General features: G+C 69.8%; 12 protein-coding genes and 1 tRNA gene. 1 reads left to right on the top strand and 12 read right to left on the bottom strand.

Annotation, left to right across the window (positions count from 1 at the left end):
• Nucleotide 1: 1 nt before the first annotated feature.
• Nucleotides 2–1,360 (bottom strand): AI-2E family transporter, encoded by a 1,359-nt coding sequence (locus tag B7K20_RS01380; RefSeq protein WP_084099711.1) that lies wholly within the window; start codon nt 1,358–1,360, stop codon nt 2–4.
• A 100-nt stretch (nt 1,361–1,460) separates the two neighbouring features.
• On the opposite strand from B7K20_RS01380, the gene msrA reads away from it, so the two are divergent.
• Nucleotides 1,461–2,108, top strand: coding sequence for a peptide-methionine (S)-S-oxide reductase MsrA (gene msrA / locus B7K20_RS01375; protein ID WP_084099710.1), 648 nt, complete (start codon nt 1,461–1,463; stop codon nt 2,106–2,108).
• Nucleotides 2,109–2,118: 10 nt separating this feature from the next.
• On the opposite strand, the gene B7K20_RS01370 is transcribed toward msrA, so the two are convergent.
• The 11 genes from B7K20_RS01370 to B7K20_RS01320 form a co-directional block, all read right to left on the bottom strand.
• Nucleotides 2,119–3,102 carry an acetylxylan esterase gene (locus B7K20_RS01370; RefSeq protein ID WP_084099709.1) on the bottom strand — a complete coding sequence of 328 codons (984 nt, stop codon included), beginning with the start codon at nt 3,100–3,102 and terminating at the stop codon, nt 2,119–2,121.
• Nucleotides 3,103–3,177: 75 nt separating this feature from the next.
• A complete protein-coding gene (locus B7K20_RS01365) occupies nt 3,178–3,990 on the bottom strand; it encodes a Bax inhibitor-1/YccA family protein (protein WP_084099708.1) in 813 nt (270 codons plus the stop codon).
• A gap of 204 nt (nt 3,991–4,194) precedes the next feature.
• A complete protein-coding gene (locus tag B7K20_RS01360; RefSeq protein ID WP_084099707.1) occupies nt 4,195–4,734 on the bottom strand; it encodes a YaeQ family protein in 540 nt (179 codons plus the stop codon).
• 18 nt (nt 4,735–4,752) lie between these two features.
• Nucleotides 4,753–6,192: an MDR family MFS transporter gene (locus B7K20_RS01355; RefSeq protein WP_234985650.1), complete on the bottom strand. Its 1,440-nt coding sequence runs from the start codon at nt 6,190–6,192 to the stop codon at nt 4,753–4,755.
• A 62-nt stretch (nt 6,193–6,254) separates the two neighbouring features.
• Nucleotides 6,255–6,328: transfer RNA gene (locus B7K20_RS01350), tRNA-Leu, on the bottom strand.
• A 146-nt stretch (nt 6,329–6,474) separates the two neighbouring features.
• The gene (locus B7K20_RS01345) at nt 6,475–7,431 is read right to left on the bottom strand and encodes a Ppx/GppA phosphatase family protein (protein WP_084099705.1); all 957 of its coding nucleotides are present in this window, start codon (nt 7,429–7,431) and stop codon (nt 6,475–6,477) included.
• Nucleotides 7,428–7,967 carry a DUF501 domain-containing protein gene (locus B7K20_RS01340; RefSeq protein ID WP_234985649.1) on the bottom strand — a complete coding sequence of 180 codons (540 nt, stop codon included), beginning with the start codon at nt 7,965–7,967 and terminating at the stop codon, nt 7,428–7,430. Before B7K20_RS01340 ends, B7K20_RS01345 begins: the two co-directional genes overlap by 4 nt.
• 10 nt (nt 7,968–7,977) lie before the next feature.
• Nucleotides 7,978–8,712 (bottom strand): septum formation initiator family protein, encoded by a 735-nt coding sequence (locus B7K20_RS13195; RefSeq protein ID WP_234985648.1) that lies wholly within the window; start codon nt 8,710–8,712, stop codon nt 7,978–7,980.
• Between the two features lie 331 nt (nt 8,713–9,043).
• Nucleotides 9,044–10,327, bottom strand: coding sequence for a phosphopyruvate hydratase (eno, locus tag B7K20_RS01330; RefSeq protein WP_084099703.1), 1,284 nt, complete (start codon nt 10,325–10,327; stop codon nt 9,044–9,046).
• Nucleotides 10,328–10,413: 86 nt separating this feature from the next.
• Complete coding sequence (locus B7K20_RS01325; protein WP_234985647.1) at nt 10,414–11,064, bottom strand: MazG family protein; 651 nt, start codon at nt 11,062–11,064, stop codon at nt 10,414–10,416.
• Entirely contained in the window at nt 11,057–11,680 is a 624-nt protein-coding gene (locus B7K20_RS01320) for a hypothetical protein (RefSeq protein ID WP_084099702.1), read from the bottom strand. Before B7K20_RS01320 ends, B7K20_RS01325 begins: the two co-directional genes overlap by 8 nt.
• Nucleotide 11,681 lies beyond the last annotated feature (1 nt).

Below are 11,681 nucleotides of genomic sequence, written 5' to 3'. Positions count from 1 at the left end.
GTCAGGAAGTGGGATCGTCCCCGTCGCGCTCGCCGGGACGGCGCACGCGGATCTGTCCGGTGGTGGGAGGCATCTCCTCACCCTGCTCGGGCGCGGTGGTCGTGGTCTCGGTCGCCGGTGTCTCGGGAAGATCGTTCGAGACGGTCGGCTGCGGCCCAGACACGCTCAACTCGCCCGTGCGGCCCATGCGGCCGCGGGCACGCTGAACGATCTGGCGTGACCGCTCCGCGAACACCGGCACCTGGGAGGTGATGGGCGGCACCTCCTCCTCGTCGGGCTTGTAGGCGTCCCGCAGCGCGCGCGAGAAGGCATAGAAGAAGGAGACGATCGGGACGGCGATGACGGCGCCGACCAGGCCCAACGTCAGGGTTCCGGCGGAGATGGTGAGCAGCACCACGAGCGGGTGCAGGCTCAGCGCCTTGCCGAACAGCCACGGGTACAGCACGTTCCCCTCGAGCTGCTGCACCAGCAGCACCGCGCCCAGCATGAGCAGGGCCGTGGTCCAGCCGCCGTCGACCAGCGCGACGAGCGAGGCGATGGCACCCGACAGCGTCGCGCCGAACATGGGGATGAAAGAGAACAGGAACACCAGGATCGCGATGGGCAGCGCGAGCGGAACTCCCAGGATCCATGCGGCGAGGCCGATGCCGACGGCGTCGACGAAGGCCACAAAGACCGTGGTCTGGGTGTAGCGACGCAGAGTGTTCCAGGCGTGCACGCCGGCGCGGTCCACGCGCTCGGTGGACTCTCCCGGCGCGAGGCGCGCCGTCCACAACCACAGCTTGCGGCCGTCGCGCAGGAAGAAGAACAGGGCGAACAGCGCGATCACCATGCCGGCGACCACGCCGCCGATCGTGGACGCCGCACCGAGGGCGCCGCTGGCCACTCCACCGGCGTTGTCGGTCAGCCAGCCCTGCGCCTGATCGAGGTATCCGGCCAGTTGGTCCTCACCCATGTGAAGCGGGCCGTTGGCGAGCCAGTCGGTGAAGGTCTCAAAACCTTCGATGGCGGCGTCACGCAGATCTCCGAAACCGGAGACGATGGACGTCGACGCGGCGCCGAGCAGGAAGAACACGACGCCGATCAACGCGAGGATGGACAGCAACGCACCCACTCCACGCGGGATGTGCCAGCGCTCCATGTGGTGCACCACACGCTCGAGCGGCGCGGCGATCAGCAGCGCGATGATGAGCGGCACAAACAGCGTCGACAACGAAGTGAAGATGTAGAAGAACGCCACCAGCACGACGCCGAGCACGATGAGTCGCCACGACCACGCGGCGGAGACGCGCAACCCCACCGGGACGCGCCGCAGCACGTCGTCCCTGGGGACGCTGGGAGAATGCTCGCTGTCGGCCATGCGCCGAGCCTAACGCCGCCTTGTGACAGGGAGCGCATCCACGCGCGGAACAGGGACGACCATGGCGGCGTTGAGACTGGACGGAAGGGAGCCACGACCCATGCTCTTTGGAACAGACAAGACCCGCATGATCACCGCCGATGAGGCCCTGCCGGGCCGCGATGCGGGCTTCGAGATCGCGGACCGCCACGTGGTGCTCGGCACATCGCTCACCGAGCCCTGGCCCGAGGGGCACGAGGTGCTCTACGTCGGTATGGGCTGCTTCTGGGGTGCCGAGCGCATCTACTGGCAGACCGAGGGCGTCTACTCGACCGCCGTGGGCTACATGGGTGGCTGGACCAAGCACCCGACCTATCAGGAGACCTGCACGGCGCGCACCGGTCACGCCGAGACGGTCCAGGTGGTCTACGACCCCACCAAGGTCACGCTCGAAACGCTCTTCGCGCGTTTCTGGGAGAACCACGACCCCACCACACTGAACCGCCAGGGCGGCGACATCGGCACCCAGTACCGCTCGGCGATCTTCACCACCACCCCGGAGCAGCAGGTGGCTGCCGAGGCCTCACGTGAGAAGTACCAGGCGGCGCTCGTCGACAAGGGCTTTGGCAAGATCACCACGCAGATCGTGCCCGCCGAGGAGGCCGGCGACGGCGTGTTCTACTACGCCGAGGACTACCACCAGGGCTACCTCCACAAGAACCCCGGCGGCTACTGCAACCACGGCTTCTGCCAGGCTGCCTACGCCTAAGGCAGACCGTCTACTCGGTCAGTGAACGCACAAACTCGAGGCGGCGGGCCTGCTGGTGGCCCGCCCCACCCTCGTGCTCATTGTCCTCGTACACCTCGATGCGCTTGTCGGCGCCGCCGGCCCGCTCTCCGTACGCGTTGAACGCCGCGTAAACCGTGGAGGGCGGGCAGATCGCATCGCGCAGAGCCACGGAGCTCAGCAGCGGCGCCGTGGCGCGCCGAGTGTGGTTGGCTGCGTCGATGTACGACAGCGTGTCGAGCACCCGCTCGCGCGCGCCGCGGTGCACGGACAGGTAGCGCACCACCTCTGCGTACGGCCGCTCGTCGGTGATCGCGATGGCCCGCTCGATGTGACACAGGAACGGCACGTCGGCCATGACGCCTGCAAGCCCCTCCACCAGCCCCGCGACGGCGAGCGCCACTCCCCCGCCCTGAGAGGTGCCCGCCACGAACACCCGTGAGGGGTCGATACCCTCGATGGCGCGCGCGGTGTCCACGCCGCGCGCCACGTCGGTGATGAGCCGGCGGTAATAGTGGTCGTACGGGCTCTCGATGCCGCGGGTCATCACGCCGTCGGTCGCCGGTCCCGAGCCGCCCGCGTCGGGCGTGTGACCCCCGGAGCCCCAGCCCGAGCCCTGTCCACGCGAGTCCACCCACAGCGTCGCGACCCCCGCCGCGGGCCACATGGTGTGTTCGATCGGCAGGCCCCTGCCGCCCCCGTATCCGGCGACCTCGACTACGACCGGAAGTGGCGCATCGGCCGTCCGCGGACGCGCCAGCCAGGCCTTGATGGGCTGCCCACCGAAACCGGCGAACGTGACGTCCTGGACGTCGACGAGCGGCAAGCCAGCCCCGGCATCGGCCATCTGGACGTCGAGAGGAAACTGACGCGCCTCGGCAAGCGTGTCCGCCCAGAACTCGTCGAAGTCGGCCGGCTCCCGCACGGCGGGGCGGTACGTCTCGAGTTCGGTGAGCGGCAGGTCAAACTGAGGCATGACGCGACACTAGCGCCAGACGCACCGCGACCGCGGCACGGCGCTGAGGCCATGCCGCGGTCACGGGAAAAACTGCTAGTCGCGACCCTGCAGGATCGCGAGCAGGCGCAGGAACTCGGTGTACATCCACACCAGCGTGACGGTGATACCGAACGCGGCGGTCCACTCGTACTTGTCCGGCAGGCCGTTCTTGACGCCGTTCTCGACGAAGTCGAAGTCGCCGATCAGTGAGATGGCGGCCAGTCCGACGGCGACCAGGCCGATGATCACTCCCAGCGGGATGCCCATGATCTCGACGGAGGTGCGCAGGCCCCACGCGGAATCGGTCGCGCCGAAGATCATCAGGCCCACGTTCAGCAGCGAGAACACCAGGTAGGACACCATGCCGATGATGAGGAAGCGGCGGAGCTTGGCGGTGTAGCGCACCTTGCCGGAGCGGTACAGCACGAGGACCGTGCCGGCCGTGGCGGCGGTCGCGAGCAGCGCCTGCATGGCGACGCCGGGGACGTCGAAGCCGGTCTCGATGTACGTCGACAGCGACCCCAGGAAATAGCCCTCGACGGCCGCGTAGATCAGCGCGAGCGCGGGCGGGGTGGTGCGCTTGAACGCGAGCACCAGGCCCAGCACCATGCCGCCGATCGCGGACACGATGAGGCCCAGGAAGTTGAAGAACATGTAGCCGGGGATGGCGGCGATAAACGCGAGCAGCAGCATCGCGACCGTCTTGCTCGTCACGCCCTCATAGGACATGCGGCCGGTCTCGAAGGGCGTGGCGCTCGGCGCGTCGAACTGCGCCTGCAGCTGGTCCGCGGTGACCGGCGAGCCATCCTGATTGATGGTCGCGCCCGGCTTGAACGCGGAGTTGTTGTTGAACACGGGGCTGGACATGGGTCCTCCTCGGCGGGGATGGTCGTTGCCAGGGTAACGAACGAGGGGACCGCGACGGCATCGGCCATAAGAGGGATTCGCTACGGGCGAGATCGGGGAGCGCGATCGCTCCTGGCGGGGCATGAGGGTCGGATTTCTCGCGAGAACGACCCTCATGTCCCGCCAGGGTTCACCGCGGCCGATGCCGTGGCCGGCCCCCGTGGTTCAGCCCAGGGGGTGGTCAGTCACCTGGGTCTCGAGGGACTCGCCATTGATTTCGGCGTACAGGTGGCGCTCGGTCAGGGTGACCGTGAGACGGTTGCGACGCTCCAGGCGGTTCGCCAGTTCATCGACGAACGTTCCGTCAAGGGCGTGAAGGGTCATGGCCTCGCGGCGGTGGATGCGTTTGCCGTCCCAGCGCGCGAGCACCTTGGCGGGGTCGCGGTGCGTGTAGACGGTGGTGTGCTCGGCCAGGCGGCTGCCGTGGTGGAGCCGGTCGGCCTCGGGCGCGCCCACCTCGATCCACGCGGTGACGGTGCCGGTGAGGTCCCGGGCGATGACCGCGGGCTCGTCGGTGGTGGCGATGCCCTCCCCGAACGCGATCCCCTCGCGGTACTCGAGGCAGTACGCGAGGACGCGCGTGACGAGAAACGCGGCGGTCTCCGACGGGTGGCGCGCCACGCGCAGCTCGAGGTCCTCGTAGACGCCGCGGTCCATGTCCGCCAGCTGAACCTCAAACGTGTGGATCGTCGCGCCGGCAGCCATGTCCCCCAGCGTAGGCAGCTAGGCGGCCTGCTCGGCGCGGCGCTGCTGGGCCGCCTCCCGGTCGCGGGGCATGAGCGCGGCGAGCACCGCGAGGACCACGGCGGTCACCGTGACGAAGATGAACACGACGTGCAGGGCTCCCATCAGCCCCTCGCCCTGAGGCGTGCCGTCCGCGCCCAGATCGACCCGGGAATTGACGATGGCGCCGCAGACGGCCACGCCGAGCGCGGAGCCCAGCGAGCGCGCGAACACGTTGACGCCCGTCACGGCTCCTCGGGTGGTGTGTGCCACCGAGGATTGCGCGGCCACGAGGGTGGGGATGGCGGTAAGCCCCATGCCGACGCCGACGATGAACGTGGCCCCTGCCGTAGCGATCAATGGCGTCGACTCGCCCAGGAGCAGTGTGGCCGCCGCGCCGAGGACCACGAGCGCCGACCCCACCATGGCGGTCACCCGGAAGCCCAGGCGCAGGTAGAGCCGGCCCGAGTTCGAGGCAGACAGCGGCCAGCCGAGCGTCATGGCCGCAAGCGCGAAGCCCGCGATGAGGGGGCCGTACCCCAGCACGCCTTGGGCGTAGATGGGGACATAGGTGGTGAGGCCCAGCACGATCACGCCGACCACGAGCGAGATGGCAGTCGAGACCCCGACCACGCGGCGCTGCAGGAGGCGCAGGTCGACGATGGGACGGGAGGCCCGCAGGGCGTGCACCGCGAACCACACGGCAAGGATCGCGCCCACGCCGAGCACCGCGAAGGACGGCGTCGACGCCCACGCCCACGTGGAGCCGCCCTCAAGCAGGCCCACGAGCAGCAACACGGAACCTCCGGTGAGGAGCAGGGCCCCGGTCACGTCGATGGGGTCGCGCTTGCCCTCGAGCGGAGACTCCTTGTAACGCCTCACGATCATCCAGGCCGCGATCGCGCACAGCGGGATGTTGACGAGGAAGATCCAGCGCCAGGACAGGAACTCCGAGAAGGCGCCGCCCAGCGTGGGGCCCAGTACCGAGGAGATCGCCCACACGGACGCGATGTACCCCTGGGCCTTGGCGCGCTCCTCGAGCGTGTAGATGTCTGCCGCGATGGTCTGCGACACCGGCATCACCGTGCCCGCGCCGAGCCCTTGGATGACGCGTCCGGCGATGAGCGCGCCCATGGACCACGCGGCTCCGCACACGATCGAGCCGATGAAGAACAGCGCGACGCCCGCGAGGATCAGTCGCTTGCGGCCGAAGATGTCCGACAGCCTGCCGGCCAGGGGCGTGGAGACGGCTTGCGCCAACAGGTAGGCGGAGAACAGCCACGGCACCTGGGCGAACGAGCCGAGGTCGCTCGCGATCGTCGAGGACGCCGTCGCGATGATGGTCGCGTCGAGGGCCACGAGCGCGGTGGCGAGCATGAGGGACAGCAGGATGGGGCCGCGCTCCGAGCGCAGGCCCACAGAGGCAGACGTCGGGGGCACGACATCATGCAACCACATCGCACACGATCCGATTCCCGCTGCGTGCGCGCTGTGATGCGTAGTGCCCCCGGCGGGACTCGAACCCGCACTGCGCCGATTTTAAGTCGGCTGCCTCTGCCAATTGGGCTACGAGGGCGTGACCACGATTGTGCCGCACCCGCCCCATCGGTTTGGCCCACACGTGTGAGCGGTGTCAACAGATGTGACTCCCGCGCACGACACACGAGCCCCAGAGGGCACATCAGTCACAGGTATGGGCCAAACCGTCGTGAGTCGGGGAAGTCAGGCGCGCACGACCGTCGAGAATGCGATGCCGTCGAGGATGTCGTGCTCGCTCGTGACGACCTCCTCGAGCGTGCCGCCGGACGCTGCGACCTCGTCGCGCACGCGGGCCACGACCTCGCGCCACACCAGCGCACCCGCGCCGATCACGTCCACGCGTCCGGGGTGCATGAACGGCATCGCGGTGCGCTCCTCGCGCGAGGCCGCGAGCAGCACGTCGCACGCCGCCAGCACCTCGTCGACGGGAAGGCGTGCGCCGTTGATCTTGTCGCGGTCATACGAGTCCAGCCCGAGCGCCTGAGCCGTCACGGTCGTGATGGTGCCCGCGAGGCCCACGAGGGTGCGGGTCTGGGCGAGCGGCACGTCCTTGAGCGCCGTGTCGAGCGCGGCGTGCACATCGGCCACCGCACCGGAGATCTCACCCGCGGCGGGTGGGTCGCTCAGCAGGTGGCGCTCGGTCATGCGCACGCAGCCCACGTCCATCGAGTGCGCCGCGGCGGGCGAACGCTCCCCCAACACCATCTCGGTCGAGCCGCCACCGAGGTCCACCACCAAATACGGCGGCACCAGGGCCGGGTCGACGACGGACACGGCGCCGCGGAAGCTCAGCTCGGCCTCCTCGTTGCCGGAGACGACCTCGGGCTCCACTCCCAGCCGCTCGCGCACTCCCGAGATGAACTCGTCGCGGTTGGACGCGTCACGGGTCGCGGAGGTCGCGACGAACCGGATCGCCTCGACCTGATGCTCACGGCACAGGGCCGCGTACTCGTCGGTCGCCGCGAGGGTGCGCTCGAGCGCCTCGGGAGCGAACTGTCCCGTGCGGTCCACGCCCTGGCCCAGTCGCACCACACGCATGAGGCGCACCACGTCGGTGAGCGACTCACCATCGGCGGCGACGTCGGCGATCAGCAGGCGGATCGAGTTGGTGCCACAGTCGATGGCGGCCACGCGGGTCATGCGGTCTCCTCTTCGGTTGCAGTCGAATCATCAGCAGCGACGCCGCAGGTGCAGCGCTCGGGGCTCCACGACGGCGCGATCAGCGCGAGCGCCTCGTCGCCCAACGGGTTGACGCCGGGCCCGGCGGCGAGCGCGTGACCCACCAGCACGTGGAGACACTTCACGCGGTCGGGCATGCCGCCGGCCGAGATCCCGTGGATCTCGGGCACATCCTCCATCGCGTAGCGCTCCTCGAGGTAGCGCTCGTGGGCGGCGCGGTAGGCCGCGGCAAGGGCCTCGTCCTCGCGCAGGTGGTCCGACATCTCCTTCATCACGCCGTTGGCCTCGAGGGTCGAGACGGCGGAGACGGCATCGGGGTGCGTCAGGTAGTACTGCGTGGGAAACGGCGTGCCGTCGGGCAGGCGTGGGGCGGTGTGGACCACGGTGGGCCGGCCGCACGCGCACCTCGCGGCGATGGCGACGACCCCGCGGGGCTGGCGTCCCAGCTGCTCGCGCAGGGCGTCGATGTCGGCGGGCTGGACGGTGGAGTCAGTCACCCTGAGGAGTCTAGTTGTCGTCGCCGGAGGCGTCGCCCGCCCCGGAGCCGGCTCCGGAACCCGCCCCGGCACCGCTACCAGCCCCAGCACCGGTTTCCCCCGCCACCTCGACGGAGTTCCACAACGCGTCATACCAGGTATCGGCCGAGGTTGCGGCGACACCATCGGCGGCCTCGCCCTGCGCGTCCGCGGCCGCTTCAAGGGTCTCGGGGTCCAGCACGCGGTACGCGGTCTCGCCCGGATACACGTAGGTGAGGCGTTCGCGCGCCTGTGCCTCGATGAAGGCGTCGTCGTCCCAGCGCGCAAGATCGGCAGAGAGGTCGTCGACCTCGGCCTGGGCCGCGGCGGCGTCGGCCCTCAGCCCGTCGAGCATGTCCTGCTGCTCGAGGTACGCGCGCGCGGTGGGCCACACGACCGCGAACGCGAGGATCGCCACGAACACGATGATCGCCGTACGCCAGGTCAGCATCCCCGCCCACGAACCCGAGGCGCTACCGGCCGCAATACCAGGCGTCTTGGCGGCCGATGCCGTGGTCGCCTTCGCGCGCGACGTCCGCCCTGGGCCGGTGCCGGGACGCGAGGTCGTGGTGCGAATCGCGCCCGTCGCGGGTGAGCGGCGGGAGCCGGCGCGGGTCTCGCGGGACGCTCCGGTCGTCGCCGCCGTGCGGGCGGTGGTGGGTTTTGCGCTCGCGCGCGCCGCCGGCAGGGCGCCCGAGGGCGCGCCGGGACGTCGGGGTGAGCTCACGGCTCCATTCTCACCGACGCTAGCGGGCCCCGGTGACACCGCGCCGCCGCGAGTCGTGGGATTGCGGGCTCGGACCGGGCCGCCAGCGACACTGGAGCCCGTCATCTTCCGCAATGCCAGCGTGGGCAGCCGAAATCGGCCTTCGGCGCTGGCATCTGGTCGATTGCCAGCGTGGGCGGCCGGGCGCGACGGGGTGCGGCCAGGCGCGGCAGGGCGAGGGCAGCCAGGCGCGGCGGGCGACCACGGCATCGGCCGAAAACGCGCGAAGGCCGCGGACCCCGTGAGGGATCCGCGGCCTTGGCGGTGAGGCTGAGCCTCGGGCAGCCGAGCCTTACGCCGAGTAGCGGCGCGGGAAGGCGGACTTGCCGGCGTACTTGGCGGCGTCGTCCAGCTCCTCCTCGATGCGCAGCAGCTGGTTGTACTTGGCGATGCGCTCGCCGCGGGCGGGCGCGCCGGTCTTGATCTGGCCGGTGTTGAGCGCGACGACCAGGTCGGCGATCGTGACGTCCTCGGTCTCACCCGAACGGTGCGAGACCATCGAGGTGAAGCCGGCGGCGGTCGCCATCGACACGGCGTCGATGGTCTCGGTCAGGGTGCCGATCTGGTTGAGCTTCACGAGCAGGGCGTTGGCGGCCTTCTCGTCGATACCGCGCTTGAGGCGGGTCGGGTTGGTGACGAACAGGTCGTCGCCGACGATCTGGGTCTTGTCGCCGATGGTCTCGACGAGGTGCGACCAGTCGCTCCACTCGTCCTCGGACAGCGGGTCCTCGATCGACACGAGCGGGTAGTCGTTGACGAGCTGCTCGTAGTAGGCCGACATCTCCTCGCCGGTCTTCGCGGCACCCTCGAACTGGTAGGCACCGTCCTTGAAGAACTCGGTCGCGGCGACGTCGAGCGCGAGCGCCACGTCCTCGCCGGGCTTGAGGCCGGCCTTCTCGATGGCGACAAGGATGAGGTCAAGCGCCGCACGGTTCGACTCGAGGTTGGGGGCGAAGCCGCCCTCGTCGCCCAGACCGGTGGCCAGGCCGCGCTCCTTGAGTACGGACTTCAGGGCGTGGTAGACCTCGGCGCCGTAGCGGTAGGCCTCGCGGAACGTCGGGGCGCCGACGGGAGCGATCATGAACTCCTGGATGTCGACGTTCGAGTCGGCGTGCGAGCCACCGTTGAGGATGTTCATCATCGGCACGGGCAGCAGGTGCGCGTTGGGGCCACCGATGTACTTGAAGAGCGCGAGGTCGGCGCTGTCAGCGGCCGCCTTGGCGACGGCGAGCGAGACACCGAGGATGGCGTTCGCGCCCAGCTTGGCCTTGTTGTCGGTGCCGTCGAGGTCGAGCATGATCTTGTCGATGATGCGCTGCTCGGTGGCGTCCAGGCCCACGATCTCGGGGGCGATGTCGTCGATGACCGCGTCCACGGCCTGCTCGACGCCCTTGCCCAGGTAGCGGCCCTTGTCGCCGTCGCGACGCTCGACCGCCTCGAAGGCACCGGTGGAGGCACCCGAGGGGACGGCTGCGCGTGCAAACGTGCCGTCTTCCAGGGCGACCTCAACCTCGACGGTGGGGTTGCCGCGCGAGTCGAGGATCTCGCGTGCTCCGACGGCCTCAATGCTGGCCATGATGCTCCTTCGGTTGTGTGGATTTCCTTGGGGGTTCTCTGGGGAGTCTATCGAGGGGCGTACATCCGCGCGCCGCGACGATGGTCCTACCCGGATGAAGTTTCGGTGGCCGATGCGGCACTCGCCTCGGCCTCTCGGGCGGCGCTTTCGTACGCTCGGGTCGCGTCGCGCAGGGCGCCTTCCGCGTCGACGCCCTCGGCCTCGGCGCGGGCCACGAGGGCGAGGAGCTGCTGGCCGATGCCGACGCCGGCCTCGTCGCGCACCTCGAGCCCGTTCTTGGCCGCCCGCGAGAGGACCTTCTGGGCGCGGGCGAGCGCGGGTTGGGCGGCGGGGATGCCATCCATCACGGACTCGCGATTCTTGGTGGCCTTCTTGATCTGCTCCCAGCGGCCCAGCGTTTCCTCGGCCGTCAGGGTCTCTCCCCCGTCGGCGAAGACGTGGGGGTGGCGCTCGACGAGCTTGTCGGCCACGCCGCGGGCGATCTCGTCGATGTCGAAGGGGTCCTCGGGGTGGTCTTGGGCCACGCGGGCGTGGAAGACCACCTGCAGGAGCACGTCGCCGAGCTCCTCGCGCAGGTCGGTGCGGTTTCCCGTTTCGACCGCCTCGGCGAGCTCGTACGCCTCCTCGAGGGCGTGCTTGATGAGAGTTTCGTGGGTCTGCTCCGCATCCCACGGGCAACCGCCTGGCGAACGCAGGCGGTCCATGACCTCGACCAGTCGGGCGAGGTCGTCACTCACCGGCAAGCCACTCCTGGCCGCCCGCCACGAACATGTTTGCCGCGTTGAACTCGGTGAACCACGCGGGCTGTCCCGCGGTCGCCATGCTCGCGGCGCTCTCGCTGACCTCGGCGATCGAGGCGAGCAGCTGGTCGACGTCGAAGTCGCCCTCGCGCGGCGACACGGTGGTGGTCGCGGCGACCTCCTCGGCGATCTCGCGCATGAGCGAGTCGTCCTCGGGGATCATCGTGAAGGCCGCGATGAGGTAGGTGGCCTCGAAGCCATCCACGAGCGCCTCGCTGGGCTCCCCCGCGACCTCTTCGGTCTGCTTGACCTGAGCCGCGGCCTGTTCCATCGAGAAGCGCGAGTACTGCAGGCCCAGCTCGTCGATGCGGTCCAGCATGGGCTGGCGCAGCAGCTCGAGCGTGACGGCCTGCTGGCGGGTCACCGGCTGGTGGGCCTCGTAGGCCCACGCGTCGTAGAGGTCGGTGACCTCGGCGTTGGTGAGGGTGGTCTGGGCGGCTGCGGCGGCCACGGACGGCGCCTGGGCCTGCCCGGGTACCGCGCACCCGGCCAGCACCAGCGCCGATCCCAGGACCGCGGCGCCCAGGGCGCGACGACGACGGGACTCAGTCATG

Origin of the sequence: Demequina sp. NBRC 110051 (assembly GCF_002090055.1) — a bacterium.
Classification (GTDB): Bacteria; Actinomycetota; Actinomycetes; order Actinomycetales; family Demequinaceae; genus Demequina.
Note: the sequence above shows the minus strand (reverse complement) of the source record. Positions and strands in the feature narration are given on the sequence as shown.